We start from the raw sequence: 18,072 nt of genomic DNA, 5'->3' as shown, positions 1-18,072 counted from the left end.
CGGGCGGTGATCGGTTGTCGGTCCCAAGCAGTAGGCTCGTCGCGTGCCCGAACTGCCGCCCGTCCCCGAGCTTTTGGCCACCGCTGTGCGCGCGCTCGGCGGGAAGGAACGCGTCGGGCAGGTGACGATGGCGGCCGCGGTGGATCACGCCATCGATACCAAGGAACACCTCGCCGTGCAGGCGGGCACCGGGACCGGAAAGTCGCTGGCGTATCTCGTGCCGAGTCTGCGTCACGCGGTGCGCACCGGCCGGACCGTCGTGGTGTCGACCGCGACGATCGCGCTGCAGCGTCAGCTCGTCGACCGGGATCTGCCGCGACTGGCCGAGGCGCTGAGCAAGCCGCTGGGCCGGGCGGCGAAATTCGCGATCCTCAAGGGGCGCAATAACTATCTGTGCCTGAACAAGATCAATAGCGTGATTCCGGACGAGCCCGCGGAGGCGGAGCTCTTCGACGCATTCGCCATCTCGCGGTTGGGCCGCGAGGTGCAGCGACTCAACGAATGGGCCTCGAATACCGCAACCGGCGACCGGGACGAGCTCGCGCCCGGTGTCACCGATCGGGCCTGGCGACAGGTCAGCGTGTCGTCGCGGGAGTGCCTCGGCAAGTCGCGTTGCCCGTTCGGCCAGGACTGCTTCGCCGAACTGGCCAGGGCGGAATCGGCGCAGGCCGACGTGGTGGTGACCAATCACGCTCTGCTCGCCATCGATGCGATCAGCGGCATCCAGGTGCTGCCCGAACACGATGTGGTCGTGATCGATGAGGCGCACGAATTGGTCGATCGGGTCACCGGCGTCGCCACCGCCGAACTGGCCGCATCGGCGATCAGTGCCGCGGCCCGGCGCTGCGCCAAACTCATCGACCAGCAGGAAGTCGACCGGCTCGAGGAGGCCGCGGAGGCCTGGCACACCGTGCTCGACGAACTGCCCGCCGCCCGCTGGGACGCACTGCCCGACGGCATCACGCCGGTGCTCGCACTGGTCCGCGATGCCGCCTGGAATGCCCGCACCGCGCTCGCGCCACAGGGCGGCACCACCGCACAGGGCGATCCGGAGAGCGCCGCCGCCCGCACCCAGGCGCTGGCCGCCATCGATGAGGTGCACGACAGCGCGGTACGCGCCTTGACCGCCTTCGACGAATCCGATCCGGCCAAGCGCCACGATGTCATCTGGCTCGCCGCCGACGAGATCCGCGGCGTCACCCGGCGCACGCTGCGGATGGCGCCGCTGTCGGTGGGCGGACTACTGCGCAGCAGACTTTTCGGCACCGCCACCGTCGTGCTGACCTCGGCCACCCTGCAGATCGGCGGCTCCTTCGACGGACTCGCCATCACCTGGGGCCTGCCCGCACAATCGGCCAACCGCAGCGATACCGCAACCGCCAACGGCGCGCAGGCGCCCTCGGACGCGGAGACCGTGCGCTGGAGTTCGCTCGACGTCGGCTCGCCGTTCGACCATGCCAAATCCGGCATCCTGTACGTCGCGAAGCATCTGCCCGCGCCCGGCCGAGACGGTCTGGCACCGGCCTACCTCGACGAAATCGAGCGGCTGATCGGCGCTGCGGGCGGGCGCACGCTCGGGCTGTTCTCCTCGATGCGCGCCGCACGCGCGGCCACCGACGCGCTGCGCGAGCGGCTGAATACGCCCGTTTTGTGTCAAGGGGACGACGCAACCGGCGCGCTGGTGCGCAAGTTCGCCGACGACCCCGAGACGTCCCTATTCGGCACGCTGTCGCTGTGGCAGGGCGTCGATGTGCCTGGTCCGTCGCTGAGTCTGGTGATCCTGGATCGGATCCCGTTCCCGCGCCCCGACGATCCGCTGCTGACCGCGCGACAGCGGGCCGTCGAGTCGCGTGGCGGCAACGGTTTCATGACGGTCGCGGCCAATCACGCCGCGCTGCTGCTGGCCCAGGGCACCGGCAGGCTCTTGCGCAGCGTCGATGACCGGGGCGTCGTGGCGATCCTGGATTCCCGTTTGGCGACCGCACGCTATGGCGGCTATCTGCGGGCCTCACTGCCGCCGTACTGGGAGACCTCCGATCCAGAAGTCGTCGCCAAAGCACTGCGTCGGCTGACCGCCGCAAGCGCCTGAGCTGGTGAACTGTGAGACCACTCACAAAGCATTTCAATATTTCCAGACAGAAGTAAGTTGAGAACCGATACTTCGGTGGAACCCCAATTCCCACATCGGATGTATCGGCGAGTCCCCGCGCCAAGCCCTGCACGCGGCGCGGGGACACCACGAATCCCTGTCACCGCCGGTCCACCCGTGAGACCGTTTCCCAATGACGCACCAGCCAGATATCGACACCCTCGGCGAATTCTTGATCAGCGCAAGATCTTTGGCCGAATACCGTGCGATCTTCGCACTCACCGAAGCCGACCTCAGCGGACGCATACTCGACTGTCCAGGCGGCGCAGCAAGTTTCACCGCGGAGGCGAGTGAACTCGGGGCCACGGTCATCGCGGCGGATCCGATCTACGCCCAACCCGCGGAGCGACTGCGCACCCTCGCCGTCTCCGAAACCGATCGCGGAAACATTTGGGCAACAGCACATCTGGATCGATATCGGTGGGACTTCTACGGCGATCCGCAACAGCACCGAGCGATACGCCTGGCCGCGGCGGCCCGCTTCGGCGCCGACCTCACCGCGCATCGCGATCGGTACGTCGCGGCTCTACTGCCGTCGCTGCCCTTCCCCGACAACAGTTTCGATCTGGTCCTGAGCTCACATCTGCTCTTCACCTACGCCGACCGCCTCGATCCGGATTTCCATCTGGCGTCCCTGCTCGAACTCTCCCGAGCATCCGCAGGCGAGACGCGCCTGTATCCACTGGTCGATCACACCGGAGCACGCCAAGACGACCTGGTCGCACATCTGCGAAAAGAACTGCACGACAAGGGAATCCGCTCGTCGCTCCGGGAAACCGCGTACGAGTTCCACCGCGGGGCGACCACGGTTCTGGTCCTGCACTCGAACCGCGACGAAACGTGAAAACGACAGATCAGAGCGTCCACTTGAGGATCAATGTGACGACGGCCGCGATCACGGCCACCACGATCGCCGCCACGCCCCAGACAAAGCCCCGACGCTGCCACGGGCGCCCGTGGTCGAGCGAGAACTTGCCGGGCCCGGTGAATGCGACGACCGCGCCGACGGTGGCGAACAGCAAGGGCATTTCGTAGCCCTTTCCGGTAAGCAGACCGCCACCCCAGGTGGCATTGATCGCATTGATCATGGTGCCGAGCACGATGGCCGAGGCCAGCGGCGTCAGCAGGCCGAGCAGCAGCAGGATGCCGCCGGTGAATTCGCTGAGTCCGGCGAGGGTACCGAACAGTTTTCCGGGGTTGTAGCCCATGGAATCGAAGGAGGCGGCGTTGCCGCGCCAACCCGGGCCACTGAACCAGCCGAACAGTTTCTGTGAGCCGTGCGCCGCGAGCAGGCCGCCGAAGACGACGCGCAGCACCAGGAGGCCGATATCGGCGGCGGAGTTGTCGAGAGTCGCGCCACTCGGATGGGTGGGGCGTTCGAGTGTGCCGTTGGAAGTCATGCTGGTCCTCATCCGCGCATCGGTATGAACAATGGCTCTTTAGCCTCGGCAATGAATCGGACTGCGGTCCGATTATCCCACAGTTCAGCCCAACCGCGCGATAGGCGAGGCCTACTCCGCGAGGAAGAAGAAATATCCGAGGAACATCACCATCAGCGCCCACATCGCCGGATGCACCTCTTTGACGCGCCCCTTCGCGACCATGACGATCGGATAGAACAGCATGCCCATCGCCAGTCCATTGGCGATCGAGTAGGTCAGCGGCATCATGACGACGGTGATGAAGGCCGGAATCGAGTACTCCAGCCGATTCCAATCGATCTCGCCGAGCGCGCGGGACATGAGCACGCCGACCACGATCAGCGCGGGCGCGGTGATGGCCGCCGAACCGGCGACCACCGCGAATATCGGATAGCAGAACATGGCGATCAGGAACCAGCCCGCCGTGGTCACGGCGGTCATTCCGGTCCGGCCACCCGCTGAGACGCCCGCCGTCGATTCGACATAGGCGGTGGTGGTCGATGTGCCGATGACCGCGCCGGCCATGGTGCCCACCGAGTCCGCGGCCAGCGCACTTGCCGCGCGCGGCAGTTTGCCGTCCTTGTCGAGCAATCCGGCCTGGTTGGCGACGCCGATAAGGGTGCCGGAGCAGTCGAAGAAGTCGACGAAGAGCATGGTGAGAACGACGACGGCCATCTGCCCGGTGAACGCATCGGGCAGATGGATGATGGCCTGACCGAAGGTGTGTTCGAGCCCCTTCGGCATCGCGACGACACCGTTGGGCAGATCGACCAGACCGCCGATGACGCCCACAATGGCGGTGAGCACGATGCCGTAGAGCACCGCGCCGTGCCAGCCGATGACCAGGAACACCACGGTCATCACGAGACCGAACAGCGCGAGCAGCGTGGTCCCCTTGGTGAAGTCGCCGAGAGTGACGAGAGTGGCCTCGCTATTGACCACGATGCCCGCGTTCTTCAGACCGAGGAATGCGACGAACATGCCGATGCCCGCGCCGACGGCCAGCTTCATCTGCATCGGAATCGCATTGAGGATGCGTTCGCGCACCTTGGTGAGCGCGAGTACGAAGAAGATCACCCCGGACAGCAAGGTCCCCGACAGCGCCACCTGCCACGGGATCCCCATCCCGAGCACCACCGAATAGGCGAAGAAGGCATTCAGGCCCATGCCTGGCGCGAGTGCGATCGGATATCTGGCCCACACCCCCATGACCAGCGTGCCGAAGACCGCGGCGACGGCCGTCGCGGTGAAGACCGCCTGCATGGGAATGCCCTTGGCACCGAGCGCGCCCTCGTCGCCGAGCACCGACGGATTCACGGCGAGCACATAGGACATGGCGAGGAAGGTGATGGTTCCGGCCATCAGCTCACGCTTCATGGTCGAACCGTTCGAACTGATGCCGAAGTACGCGTCGAGGCGTCCTCGGGTTCGCGTCAGAACGTCGGTGACCATGAGCTCTCCAGTCGAAAAACGAGTACAGGGGTGCCAGGGCACGGTAGCCGACAATTCACTGCACTCGAGAACCCGGCCCATCAGCAGGTATAGGTTTTCGTGAGCAGCGTCACGGTAGCCATCTCAGACAGATTGATCTAGGCAATTTCGAAGGCACCGCACACCTGCGGTTCGGCGGCAAGGTCGAACCGTTCCCCAGCCACCGTTGCCCTGGGACCCCAAGGGCCTGGTCCAACTGAGCTCCGAGTAGATCCCGGATTCGGCATCAGCCGTTCGGGGCGATTACCAAACCCAGTTCGGCGTCGCTGGCGAGTAGTTCGTTGTGGGGCAGGACCCGGACCGTGTAACCGACTGCACCGGACAGGGGGACCGGGGTTTCGACGGTGAAAAGGTCTACACCGGAGTCGGATCCGGTGTGGGTCATCGGGAAGGTGTTGGTGTCGGAGAGGTCGTCGGTCGGTGAGACTCGGCCGAGTACCGCCTGCACCGTGACGTCGGCGGGGGTGAGGCCGGCGAGGTCGATGCGGGCGGCGAGCGAGAGTTCGGCGCCGATGATCGGGGTGTCGGGCAGGCCCGCGCTGTCGACCTGGATGATCTTGACCGAGGGCCAGGCGGCCTCGACCCGGCGGCGATACTCCGAAACCGCTCGGGCACCGGCGAATTCGTCGGCGCTCACGCGTTTACCGGCGGATGCGGCGGGGGCGTAGTACTCGACGGCATAGTCGCGAACCATGCGGGAGGCCAGCACCTTCGGACCGAGCGTTTGCAGGGTGTGACGCACCATCTCGACCCAGCGCACCGGCATATCGGAGCCGTCGCGATCGTAGAAGCGCGGTGCGACGGTGCGTTCGAACAGGTCGTAGAGGGCGGCGGCCTCGAGGTCGTCGCGGCGGTGTTCATCGGAGACGCCGTCGGCGGTCGGTATGGCCCAACCGTTTTCGCCGTCGTACATCTCGTCCCACCAGCCGTCGCGGATGGAGAGGTTGAGCCCGCCGTTCAGTGCGGACTTCATACCGGAGGTGCCGCAGGCCTCCAGCGGACGCAGCGGATTGTTCAGCCAGACATCGCAACCCCAGTACAGGTAGCGGGCCATCGACATGTCGTAATCGGGCAGGAAGACGATGCGATGACGCACTTCCGGATCGTCGGCGAACCGAACGACCTGCTGAATCAGCGCCTTGCCGCCATCGTCGGCGGGATGACTCTTACCCGCGACGACCAGTTGCATCGGCCGATCGGGATTCAGTAGCAGCGCACGCAAGCGCTGCGGATCGCGCAGCATCAGTGTCAACCGCTTGTAGGTCGGCACCCGGCGCGCGAAACCGACGGTCAACACATTCGGATCGAAAACGCTATCGACCCACCCCAATTCAGCCGAAGCCGCGCCGCGCTCCAACCAGGACGCGCGAACCCGTCGGCGCACCTCGGCAACGAGGGTGGCGCGCAGAGCATTCCGGGTCGACCACAATTCACCCAGGTCGAAATCGCGCAGCTTCTCCCAGCCACGCGCCTCCTCGACCAACTCGGGACCGATGTGCTCGCGTGCCTTGTCGAACCATTCGCGCGCCGCCCAGGTCGGTGCGTGCACACCATTGGTTACCGAACCGATCGGCACGTCGGTCGCGTCGAAGCCGGGCCACAGGGGCGCGAACATGGCGCGGCTCACCTCGCCGTGCAATTTGGAAACGCCGTTGGCGCGTTGGGCGAGTCGCAAGCCCATATGCGCCATGTTGAATACGGACGGATCGGCTTCGCGACCGAGCGCGACGATCCGGTCGACGGAAAGCCTTGGCAGCATGGCGGATTCGGATTCCCCGTGGCCACCGCCGAAGTATCTGCGCACCAACGGCATCGGGAACCGGTCGATACCGGCGGGCACCGGCGTGTGCGTGGTGAACACGGTGGCGGCCCGCACCGCAGTCAGCGCGGTGTCGAAATCCAGTCCGGCCGAGACGAGTTCACGGATCCGCTCGACGCCGAGGAATCCGGCGTGCCCCTCGTTCATATGGAACACATCGGGATCCGGCACACCCGCGGCGCGCGTATAGGCGCGCACCGCCCGCACGCCACCGATACCGGCCAGGATCTCCTGCTTGATCCGATGGTCCTGATCACCGCCGTAGAGCCGGTCGGTCACCGCGCGCAGTTCCGGATCGTTCTCGGCGATATCGGAATCCAGCAGCAGCAATGGCACCCGCCCGACCTGCGCGATCCACACCCGCGCCCGCAGCACCCGCTGATCGGGCATGGCCACGTGGACCAACACCGGCGAACCTTCGGTGGTCAGCAGCCGCAACGGCAGCCCCTGCGGATCCAGCGCCGGATAGTGCTCGGACTGCCAGCCGTCCGCGGTCAGCGACTGCCGGAAATAGCCGGAGCGGTAGAGCAATCCGACGCCGATCAGCGGCAGTCCCAGATCCGATGCGGACTTCAGATGATCACCGGCGAGAATCCCGAGGCCGCCCGAATAGTTCGGCAGGACCTCGGTGACGCCGAACTCCATCGAAAAATAGGCGATGCCGCGCACCGGCTCATCGGTCTGTCGCTGGAACCAGCCCGGCCGCGTCAGATAGTCGCGCAGATCCGCGGCGGCAGCATCCACTCGCCCGACGTAGTCCGCATCGGCGGCGAGTTCGTCCAGCCGCGCCGCGGGCACCTCGCCCAGCATGCGCACCGGATCGTGGCCGAGCTCGCGCCACAGTTCGGGATCGAGCTCCGCGAACAGATCCTGGGTAGGCCAATGCCACGACCAGCGCAGATTCGTGGAAAGTTCGCCCAGGGCCGCCAAACGCTCGGGCAGATGGGCACGGACGGTGAAACGACGGAGTGCCTTCACCAATCGAACCCTACCCAATGCCGCAGTACCTGGTGGCTCCAGCGGGCCACGGGACCCATCGAGGCCGCCGCTGGCCTGCGACCGAGCAACCGGACCAGACGCGACGAACCACAGGAACTGCCCGCCGCCGCTACTGAATCGCACCGGAATATCACTCGCGGCGAACCTGGGTGAATGAGAGCATCGGCTGATGCCGCACTGGATCGATGTGCTCCCCCAGTTCCTGCTGGCCTGCCTCATTCTGGCCGCACTACCCGGACCGGCGACGGCGCTGTTCCTCCAGCGCGCAGTGCGCGACGGTCGCGCGGCCGGGCTGGCGGCGGTGGCCGGGAACGAGATCGGGGTGTTCGGCTGGACGCTCGCCGGTGGCGCAGGTCTGTCTGTGCTGCTGGTCGCGAACCGGTTCATGAATACGGCGGTGCACGTCATCGGGGCGCTGGTGTTGATCTGGCTCGGTGTGCAGGCCTGGCGCGGCGCGCGCGGCGCGGACGAATTCGGCAGCAGGATGACCGAGCTGCTGCCCACCGGCCGCACCCCCGGTTCGGCGTTCCGCGCCTCGCTGATCTCGATCGCGGCGAATCCGAAGGCGGCCGTCTTCGGCCTGACGATCCTGCCGCAGTTCCTGCCGTCGAGCGGGCCGGTGCTGCCGACCGTGCTGATCCTGGCCGGTATCCAGCTGGTCATCGATACCGCCTGGTGCATCGGCATCGTGCTGGCGGCGGACCGCGCGGGGACCTGGCTGCGGCGAAGCGGAATCCGGCAGCGGGTGGAGCGCGCGCTCGGCGCGATCTTGGTCGCACTCGGTCTCGGTCTTGCGGCCGACGCACGCTGATCCCGTCTACCCGACCCGCACCCGGTAGGTTGGTCGACGTGACCGGCCGCATCGCCATCGATGACACCGCCCCTTCGATACCCGGCGGTCGTTCGGCCAAGGCCGTGGTCGGCGAGGTGTTTCCGGTGCGAACCGTGGTCTGGCGCGAGGGGCACGACGCCGTCTCCGCCACGCTGACGGTGCGCGGCCCCGGCTCGACGCGGATCACCCGCATTCGCATGACGCCGGACTATGAGCCGGATGTCTTCAATGCCACCTTCGTACCGAACATGCCCGGCGCGTGGACCTACCGCATCGAGGGCTGGAGCGATCCGATCGCCACCTGGCGGGCGGCGGTAGAGGCCAAGCTCGCCGTCGGGCAGAGCGCCGCCGACCTCGCCAACGACCTGGAGCTCGGTGCCCGGCTGTTCGAACGCGCCGCGCAGGCGGTGCCCAAGAAGCAGTTCGAGCGCTTGCGCGCCGCCGCGACGGCATTGCGCGCCGGCGAACAGCTGCCCGCCCGGGTCGCCCCCGCCTTCAGCGCGGAGGTCGCGGAGATCCTGCGCGATACGCCATTGCGGGACATGGTCACTCGCGGCCCACAGCACTCGGTGCTGGTGGAACGTCAACGCGCACTGTACGGCTCGTGGTACGAGTTCTTCCCGCGCTCGACCGGCGGCCGTGATGCCACGGGCAACCCGATCCACGGCAATTTCGCCACCGCCGCAAAGGAATTGCCGCGCATCGCGGGCATGGGCTTCGATGTCGTCTATCTGCCGCCGATCCACCCGGTCGGCGAGATCAACCGCAAGGGCCGCAATAACGCGCTCGCCGCCGATCCCGGTGACGTCGGCTCCCCGTGGGCGATCGGATCGAAGGATGGCGGGCACGACGCGATCCATCCCGAACTCGGCACCACCGCCGACTTCACCGAATTCGTCACCACCGCAACCGAACTCGGCCTCGAAGTCGCGCTCGACCTGGCATTGCAGTGTGCACCGGATCATCCGTGGGTCGCCGCGCACCCGGAGTGGTTCACCACGCTCCCGGACGGCACCATCGCCTACGCCGAGAATCCACCGAAGAAGTATCAGGACATCTACCCGGTCAACTTCGACAACGATCCGGACGGGCTGTACGCGGAGGTGCTGCGGGTAGTCCGGCACTGGATCGGCTTGGGCGTCAAGATCTTCCGCGTCGACAACCCGCACACCAAGCCCGCCGACTTCTGGGAATGGCTGATCGCGACGGTGCGACGCACCGATCCCGATGTGATCTTCCTGTCCGAGGCGTTCACCCGACCGGCCCGGCTCTATGGTCTGGCCCGCCGCGGATTCAGCCAGTCCTACACGTATTTCACCTGGCGCGTTGCCAAATGGGAGCTGACCGAATTCGGCAACGAACTGGCCGCCAAGGCCGACGAGGCCAGACCGAACCTGTTCGTCAACACCCCCGACATCCTGCACGAGAGCCTGCAGCAGGGTGGGCCCGGCATGTTCGCCATCCGCGCGGTGCTGGCCGCGACCATGGCCCCGACCTGGGGTGTCTACTCCGGATTCGAACTCTTCGAGCATCAGGCGGTCCGTCCGGGCAGCGAGGAATACCTGGATTCGGAGAAATACGAGTTGCGCCCGCGCCCGTTCGCCGAGGCGCTCTCGCGCGGAGAATCATTGGAGCCGTGGATCACTCGGCTCAACGAGATCCGGCGCGCGCATCCGGCGCTGCAGCAGTTGCGCTGCATCCACTTCCATCACGTCGACAACGACGCACTACTGGCCTATTCGAAGATCGATCCGGTCAGCGGTGACGCGGTGCTGGTCGTGGTGAATCTGAATCCCTATGGCGCCGAATGGGGCATGATCTCGCTCGATCTGCCCGCCATCGGCCGCGAATGGCACGACCATCCGGTGGTGTTCGACGAGGTCAGCGGCGAGGAATACCACTGGGCGCAGACCAATTACGTGCGGCTGGATCCGGCCGGCGCGGTCGCGCACATTCTCACGCTGCCCGCAGTATCGCAGCAGGCGCGCGCGGAACTGGCGTTCCGGAGGACATTTCGATGAAGCGTCGCGATCTGATGTTGCTCGCGGCGGGCACCCATACTGATCCGCATACCGTGCTCGGCGCGCACCCGCATCCAGACGGCACTATCGTGCGGGTGCTGCGCCCGCATGCCGATACCGTGTTCGCCCGGGTCGGCGGCGTCGACCATCCGCTGAAGTCATTGGGGCACGGCATTTTCGCCGGTGTCGTACCGCATCCGGACCTGATGGATTACCGCATCGTCACCAATTACCAAGGCGGACAGACGATCGTCAGCGCGGACGGCTACCGCTTCCTGCCCACCGTCGGCGAGCTGGACCTGCATCTCATCGGCGAGGGCCGCCACGAACACCTGTGGGATGTGCTCGGCGCGCACCCGCGTCACTACACCACCCTCGACGGCGAGGTGGACGGGACCTCGTTCGCCGTCTGGGCACCGAATGCCCGGGGTGTCACCGTGATCGGGGATTTCGACGGGTGGAGCGGGAGTACCGCACCGATGCGTTCGCTCGGGTCCTCCGGGGTATGGGAGGTCTTCGTACCGGGGGTCGGCGTCGGCACCAAGTACAAGTTCCGGGTGCACGGCGCGGACGGACGCACCGTGGATCACGCCGATCCGCTGGCGTTCGCGACGGAGCTGCCGCCCGCGACGGCATCCGTGGTCACCGAAAGCAATTATGTGTGGTCCGACGGCGATTGGGTTTCGACCCGCGGACGCACCGACGCCACTCGCGCCCCGATGAGCGTCTACGAAGTACATTTGGGCTCCTGGCGTCCCGGCCTGGGCTACCGCGAATTGGCAGATCAGCTCGCCGATTACGTGCGCGCGGCCGGATTCACCCATATCGAACTGCTGCCGATCGCCGAGCACCCGTTCGGCGGTTCCTGGGGCTACCAGGTCACGTCGTACTACGCACCCACCGCCCGCTTCGGCTCCCCCGACGATTTCCGCGCCTTTATTGACCGCATGCATGCGGCAGGCATCGGCGTACTGCTCGACTGGGTGCCCGCGCACTTCCCTCGCGACGAATGGGCGCTCGCGCGCTTCGACGGCACCGCGCTCTACGAGCACGCCGACCCGCGCCGCGGCGAGCAACTCGACTGGGGCACCTACATTTTCGACTTCGGCCGCAACGAGGTGCGCAACTTCCTGGTCGCCAACGCGCGGTACTGGATCGAGGAATTCCATATCGACGGACTGCGCGTCGACGCGGTCGCCTCCATGCTGTACCTGGATTACTCACGCGCCGACGGCGAATGGGAACCCAATGTGCACGGCGGCCGGGAGAACCTGGAGGCCGTCGACTTCCTGCAGGACCTCAACGAAACCGTGCACCGCCGCCATCCCGGCGTCGTCACCATCGCCGAGGAATCCACCACCTGGCCCGGTGTCACCCGCGGCGCCGATGTCGGCGGCCTCGGCTTCACCATGAAATGGAATATGGGCTGGATGCACGACACCCTGGGCTATTTGGGGCGCGATCCGATCCACCGCTCCTGGCACCACAACGAGATCACCTTCTCGCTGGTGTACGCCTGGAGCGAGAACTATGTGCTGCCCATCAGCCACGACGAGGTCGTGCACGGCAAGGGCACCCTCTGGACCAGAATGCCCGGCGACGATTTCGCCAAGGCGGCGGGCGTGCGCGCACTGCTGGCCTACATGTGGTCGCATCCCGGTAAGCAATTGCTGTTCATGGGCCAGGACTTCGGCCAGTTCCGGGAATGGTCACACGACCGCGGCCTGGACTGGCATGAACTGGAAAACCCACTGCACCAGGGCATTACGGCCGCCGTCCGGGATCTGAACGCGGTCTACCGCGGCCATCCCGCGCTGTGGAGTCAGGACACCAGCCCCGGCGGCTACTCCTGGGTGCAGGCCGACGATCGCGAAAACAATGTGATCGCCTTCCTGCGCTACGGTTCCGACGGTTCGGTGATCGCCTGCGTTTTCAATTTCTCCGGCTCGGTGCACGGCGAATACCGCGTCGGCCTGCCGAGCGCAGGCACCTGGCGCGAAATCCTCAATACCGACGCCGCCGAATACGGCGGCTCCGGCATCGGAAACCTGGGCGGTGTCAAAGCGACCGATGAGCCATGGCACGGTCGACCGGCTTCGGCCACCGTGGCGCTCGCGCCGAATACCGCGATCTGGCTCGCGCCGGAGACATAAGCCACCACGCGGGCAGGGCGAGCGCCACCGCGCAGCCCGGCTACGGCCCCAAAGACATAAGCCACAACACGCTAGGTTGAGCAGGCCACCCGGGTGAGTCGCGCAGGCAAAACCGCGGCGCTAAGCCCGGCCCTCGGCCACCATGGCGCTAGCTCCGAACACCCGCGATCCAGCCCGCACCAGAGTCATTGGGCACCACACAGTAGGGAGAGCCGCAAGCCACCCGCAGCGCTCAGCGGCGCCAGTCCCGCAGCGCTCGGCGCTCAGCCGCGCCAGTCCCGCAGCGCTCGGCGCTCAGCCGCGCCGGTGCGTTGCAGATGACCGCCCGGCAACCGACCGCACCGCTGCGATCGGCGGATAGTGCCTGGCGATTCAATCAGTGCAGGCTATCCGCCGATGCCATGCGCGCCGCGGCAGCCGGAGTCAGTACAGCGCGGCAGCCAGCTTGCGGCGGGCAGCGACCACGAAAGGCTCTGCCGGGTCGAACAATTCGAACAGTTCGAGCAGCCGGGTGCGCGCCTTGGTGCGATCATCGCCTGCCGTCTTCTTGATCACGGCGATCAACCGGTCGAACGAGGCCTCCGGCTGCTGGCTCATCAGCTCCACATCGGCGGCATCAAGGGCCGCGTCGACATTGGCCGGATCGGCATCGGCAGTGGCGATCGCGGAATCCGAAACAGTCTGGGCACGGGACAGGAAGCGCACCTGACGCAGTGCGTTCTTTGCCTCTTCATTTCCCGGCTCCGCGGCGATGATGGCCTCATAGGCCGCTTCAGCGCCAGCCATGTCGCCGCGCTCGAGCGCGGCCTCTGCGGCGGTGAAACGCGGGTCCTCTACGGCCTGGGGCTGCTCACCACCCTCGAGCTGCCCGCCGACCGCCTCGACGACCGCGCTCAACCACTGCCGGACCTGCGGCTCCGGCTGAGCGCCCTCGAAATCCGCGAGCGGGCGACCACCCGCCACCGCGATCACCGTCGGAATGCCCTTCACACCGAAGGCCTGGGCGATCCGCATATTGGCCTCGGCCTCGACCGTCGCCAGATCCCACGCGCCCGCGTCCTCCTGGACGAGCCGCTCCAGCGTCCGGACCAGCTCGACGCTGCCCGGGCTGCGCTGCGAATACAGCGCGACGACCACCGGCACCTGGGTGGACCGGCGCAGCACCTTCGTTTCGAAATCCGCCTCGGAGACGGCGTAATCGCCGCCGCCTCCCGCACCCGACGCACCGGCCGGGGGCTGCTTCAGGCTGGACAGATCCACCGCACCGGACATGGCGGCGGCGACGGCTGGCGAAGGGCGGCGGGCAGCGGGTCGAGTCACGGTTTCCAGTTTGTCACGGCGTGACCGAGGCCGGCGCTCCGGAGTCGACGGAAGTCACGTCGCTCAGCTCACCGAGCTTGCCCGCACGCACCGCCCACACCTCGAACAGCACCGTGAAGAACGGCGGAATGCTCGACAGCAACGCGAGCACCGTGGTCTTGGTGTTCCAGGCCAGCTCGCGGGCCGCGAGGATCGCGGTGATGACGAAAAGGACGAAAATGATGCCGTGCGTCATCCCGAACACCTTGACCGGCCACAGCGCCGGTTCGGGGAGGCGCTTGAACACCATGCCGACGATCAGGAAAACCCAGGAGATCGCCTCCAGCACGGCGATGAAGCGGAACCGCTTGGCCACGGTGCTCAAGTCGAAGAAATTGCCCATGGCCACCATTGTGCCGGACTGCTACGACGGGTCGTAGTTGAACCGGTCACACCTGAACTCCGCCGACCCGGTATATCCGGGCCGGCGGAGCCTGGAATTACACCTTGATGATCAGCGCGTCACCCTGACCGCCGCCACCGCACAGCGCGGCAGCGCCGATACCGCCACCGCGCCGCTTCAGCTCCAGCGCCAGATGCAGCAGGATGCGCGCACCGGACATGCCGAGCGGGTGACCGATGGCGATCGCGCCACCGTTGACGTTCACCTTCTCCGGATCGATGCCCAGCTTGCGGGTGGACGCGATGCCGACCGCCGCGAACGCCTCGTTGATCTCGACCAGATCCAGCTCGGCGGGCGAAATACCTTCGCGCGCACAGGCCTTGGCGATCGCATTGGCGGGCTGATCCTGCAGCGTCGAATCCGGACCGGCCACCACGCCCGCGGCGCCGATCTCGGCGATCCAGCTCAGGCCCAGCGACTGCGCCTTCTCCTTGCTCATCACAACCACCGCGGCCGCGCCGTCGGAGATCTGCGAGGCGGTGCCCGCGGTGATGCTGCCGTCCTTGCGGAAAGCGGGGCGCAGCTTGGCCAGCGATTCGACGGTGGTGTCCGCGCGGATGCCCTCGTCGGTGCTCACCACGATCGGATCGCCCTTGCGCTGCGGCACCGACACCGGGACCACCTCGTCATCGAAGACGCCGTTTTTCCACGCCGCCGCCGCACGCTGATGCGAGGCCGCCGCGAACGCGTCCTGATCCTCGCGGCTGACCGGCTCGGCGTCGTTGCGCTGTTCGGTCAGCGCACCCATCGGCTGGTCGGTGAAGATATCGTGCAGACCGTCGTAGGCCATGCTGTCACGCAGCGTCACATCGCCGTATTTGTAACCCTCCCTGCTCTTTTCGAGCAGATGCGGGGCCTGGCTCATGGATTCCTGACCGCCCGCGACGACGATCTCGTACTCGCCGGCGCGAATCAGCTGATCCGCCAGCGCGATCGCATTGATACCGGACAGGCACACCTTGTTCACCGTCAGCGCGGGTACATCCATCGGGATGCCCGCGGCGACCGCAGCCTGCCGGGCCGGGATCTGCCCCGCACCCGCGGTGAGCACCTGGCCCATGATCACGTAGTCGACCTGCTCCGGCGCGACGCCACCCCTCTCCAGCGCCGCCTTGATGGCGAAACCGCCCAGGTCGGAACCGGTGAAGTCCTTCAGACCCCCGAGCAGCCGACCGACCGGGGTACGCGCACCGGAAACGATCACGGTTGTGGTCACGACGAGCCTCGCATTCATTGATCGAACAGCGTCGCGCACCGAGCACCCGCGACGTCAACCTCTGTACCCCACGGTAGCTTGTGCTGCTCGAACACCCCCTATCAGGTACGCGGCGCCCTCGCCTACGCTCGGGCAAGCGCAAGGGACTAATGACGACCTCCGGCCGGGTGTGTCAGATCAGGCGCTACGTTCGAAGGGTGAGCAACGTTATCGACCCGTCGAACTTCATCCCCGGCGACTACGTCATCGCCGTCGACCACGTGGGCATCGCGGTACCCGACCTGGATGCCGCAATTGCCTGGTATGCCGACAATCTCGGCATGATCGAGACCCATCGGGAGGTGAACGAGGCCCAAGGTGTGCACGAGGCGATGCTGTCATTGCCCGGCGCACCGGACGGCGCGACTGCCCTGCAGTTGCTGGCGCCACTCAACACGGACTCCACCATCGCCAAGTTCATCGACCGCAGCGGACCGGGCCTGCAGCAACTCGCCTATCGAGTTACCGATATCGAGGCCGTCTCCATGTATCTTCGTGATCGAGGTCTGCGTTTGCTGTACGACGCCCCGCGTCACGGAACCGCCGATTCGCGCATCAATTTCATTCATCCGAAGGATGCTGGCGGTGTGCTGATCGAGTTGGTCGAACCGAACGCGAATGTTACGCACTAGTATCAAGATCGGGCCTGAAAAACTCGTCCGCATCACATTCGCGGTCGAGTCACCATGAGGTGCAAGTAGGCTGTAGTTTGTGTGCCATGTCGTCACCTGAGTCCGATCGCAATCGCTTCGTTGCACTGCCCTTCACCGTTGTGCGCAAGGGTTATGCGCAAGACGAGGTACGCAACTACTTCGACCGTTTCGATGCCGAGTTAAGGGTCACCGCCACAGATCGGGATGCCGCTGCGGCGCAAGCCCGTAACCTCGCCAGCCAGCTGGAGGACGCGCGGGACGAGATCGACGAGCTCCGTAAGGAAGTCGATCGCCTTTCGGTTCCGCCGACCACTGCGGAAGGCATGTCCGACCGCATCTCTCGGATGCTGCGCCTGGCTTCCGACGAGGCGTCCGAGGTCCGCGCGCTCGCGCAGGCCGAGGCGGCGGAAATGGTGTCGATCGCCGAGCAGCAAGCCACCGAAATGCGTGGTAAGTACGAATCGCTGCTCGCCGAGACCAAGGAGAAGCGCGAGGCGCTCGAAATCGAATTCGAGCAGACCCTGGCGAATGCGCGTACCGAGTCTGCCAAGATCATCGAGGCCGCTCAGGCCGAGGCCGACCGCCTCGGCAAGGAAGCCGATGCCAAGCGCAAGGCGACCCAGCAGGACTTCGAGGCCACCATGGCGGAGCGTCGCACCAAGCTCACCCGCGCCATGGAGGAGCTCGAGGCCACCAGCCGCGCCGAGGCCGCTCAGCGGATCAAGGACGCGACCGACGAGTCCAACCGCCTCATCACCTCCGCCACGCAGACCTCCGAGCGCAAGATCGCGCACGCCAAGGAACTCGCCGAGGAGATGCGCGTGCTGCGCGGCCGGGTGCTCGCCCAGCTGCTCGGTATTCGCGGCCAGCTCGACTCGGTGCCCGCCATGCTCGCGGCCGTCAACCGGGAAAGCGAACTGCTGGACGGGGTTCCGGACCAGCGCAAGTCCATCGGCGGTGGCACCAAGTCGGTCACCGGCGGTTCGCGCACCAAGGCCATCCCCGAGGTCTCGGCCGATGAAGACGACATCGACGCCGACGAGCGCGAGAACGCCGAAATCACCAACTGACGACGGCGGGCTGAGCGGCGACAAACGCAACACCCCAACCGAATTCACACCAAGGCCGCCCCACACCGGGGCGGCCTTCCTAATGTCCCGAGTAGCCGGACACCGCCCCCGCTATGGGACATACACCGCCACAACTACATTCCGCCCCACCGAGACACCCAGCACCCCTGGAGTATTCGGGTTTGCAGCCCCTGGCCCCCAGAGATCCTCAGCCCCAAGGAGATCCACAGACCCACCGGAATCTCTCCGGCCGTCTGACGACCGGGTTCCGCGTCCAGGCTTCCGATGTGGACACATGTGGCCACCAGCAATGCCGTGCACGGTACGACAACGTCCGCCCTTCCGGAGATGCTCAGCCCCAAGGAGATCCACAGACCCACCGGAATCTCTCCGGCCGTCTGACGACCGGGTTCCGCGTCCAGGCTTCCGATGTGGACACATGTGGCC

Annotated in this window: 13 protein-coding genes; 7 read left to right on the top strand and 6 right to left on the bottom strand. The window is 66.3% G+C overall.

Annotated elements, in window-relative coordinates; all coding sequences use genetic code 11:
- The first annotated feature begins 43 nt into the window (after positions 1–43).
- Entirely contained in the window at positions 44–2,089 is a 2,046-nt protein-coding gene (locus ACZ60G_RS36330; RefSeq protein WP_465816092.1) for an ATP-dependent DNA helicase, read from the top strand.
- Positions 2,090–2,282: 193 nt separating this feature from the next.
- A complete protein-coding gene (locus tag ACZ60G_RS36325; RefSeq protein WP_465816091.1) occupies positions 2,283–2,993 on the top strand; it encodes a methyltransferase domain-containing protein in 711 nt (236 codons plus the stop codon).
- 10 nt (positions 2,994–3,003) lie between these two features.
- Here ACZ60G_RS36325 and ACZ60G_RS36320 read toward each other — a convergent pair whose 3' ends face one another.
- The 3 genes from ACZ60G_RS36320 to glgP form a co-directional block, all read right to left on the bottom strand.
- Positions 3,004–3,549 carry a DoxX family protein gene (locus tag ACZ60G_RS36320; RefSeq protein WP_465816089.1) on the bottom strand — a complete coding sequence of 182 codons (546 nt, stop codon included), beginning with the start codon at positions 3,547–3,549 and terminating at the stop codon, positions 3,004–3,006.
- A 111-nt stretch (positions 3,550–3,660) separates the two neighbouring features.
- Complete coding sequence (locus tag ACZ60G_RS36315; protein WP_465816087.1) at positions 3,661–5,022, bottom strand: NCS2 family permease; 1,362 nt, start codon at positions 5,020–5,022, stop codon at positions 3,661–3,663.
- Between the two features lie 265 nt (positions 5,023–5,287).
- Positions 5,288–7,858, bottom strand: a complete 2,571-nt coding sequence (glgP, locus tag ACZ60G_RS36310; RefSeq protein ID WP_465816085.1) for an alpha-glucan family phosphorylase — start codon at positions 7,856–7,858, stop codon at positions 5,288–5,290.
- A gap of 190 nt (positions 7,859–8,048) precedes the next feature.
- On the opposite strand from glgP, the gene ACZ60G_RS36305 reads away from it, so the two are divergent.
- From ACZ60G_RS36305 to glgB, 3 genes are read left to right on the top strand one after another with little or no spacing between them, the layout of a single operon-like run.
- Positions 8,049–8,690, top strand: a complete 642-nt coding sequence (locus tag ACZ60G_RS36305; protein ID WP_465816083.1) for a LysE family translocator — start codon at positions 8,049–8,051, stop codon at positions 8,688–8,690.
- A gap of 38 nt (positions 8,691–8,728) precedes the next feature.
- Complete coding sequence (locus ACZ60G_RS36300) at positions 8,729–10,732, top strand: alpha-1,4-glucan--maltose-1-phosphate maltosyltransferase (protein ID WP_465816081.1); 2,004 nt, start codon at positions 8,729–8,731, stop codon at positions 10,730–10,732.
- Positions 10,729–12,885, top strand: a complete 2,157-nt coding sequence (glgB, locus tag ACZ60G_RS36295; protein WP_465816079.1) for a 1,4-alpha-glucan branching protein GlgB — start codon at positions 10,729–10,731, stop codon at positions 12,883–12,885. Before ACZ60G_RS36300 ends, glgB begins: the two co-directional genes overlap by 4 nt.
- A 423-nt stretch (positions 12,886–13,308) precedes the next feature.
- Here glgB and ACZ60G_RS36290 read toward each other — a convergent pair whose 3' ends face one another.
- The 3 genes from ACZ60G_RS36290 to ACZ60G_RS36280 form a co-directional block, all read right to left on the bottom strand.
- A complete protein-coding gene (locus ACZ60G_RS36290; protein WP_465816206.1) occupies positions 13,309–14,157 on the bottom strand; it encodes a tetratricopeptide repeat protein in 849 nt (282 codons plus the stop codon).
- Between the two features lie 61 nt (positions 14,158–14,218).
- The gene (locus ACZ60G_RS36285) at positions 14,219–14,596 is read right to left on the bottom strand and encodes a DUF3817 domain-containing protein (protein WP_465816077.1); all 378 of its coding nucleotides are present in this window, start codon (positions 14,594–14,596) and stop codon (positions 14,219–14,221) included.
- Positions 14,597–14,684: 88 nt separating this feature from the next.
- Entirely contained in the window at positions 14,685–15,863 is a 1,179-nt protein-coding gene (locus tag ACZ60G_RS36280) for an acetyl-CoA C-acetyltransferase (protein ID WP_465816076.1), read from the bottom strand.
- 197 nt (positions 15,864–16,060) lie between these two features.
- Here ACZ60G_RS36280 and mce point away from each other — a divergent pair, with 197 nt between their 5' ends.
- Positions 16,061–16,534, top strand: a complete 474-nt coding sequence (gene mce / locus ACZ60G_RS36275; protein ID WP_465816074.1) for a methylmalonyl-CoA epimerase — start codon at positions 16,061–16,063, stop codon at positions 16,532–16,534.
- Positions 16,535–16,620: 86 nt separating this feature from the next.
- Positions 16,621–17,625 carry a hypothetical protein gene (locus ACZ60G_RS36270; protein ID WP_465816072.1) on the top strand — a complete coding sequence of 335 codons (1,005 nt, stop codon included), beginning with the start codon at positions 16,621–16,623 and terminating at the stop codon, positions 17,623–17,625.
- Positions 17,626–18,072 lie beyond the last annotated feature (447 nt).

The sequence above is a fragment of the Nocardia sp. NPDC102475 genome (assembly GCF_055584605.1).
The sequence above is the reverse complement of the archived record's forward strand: the minus strand, read 5'-3'. Positions and strand labels throughout refer to the sequence as shown.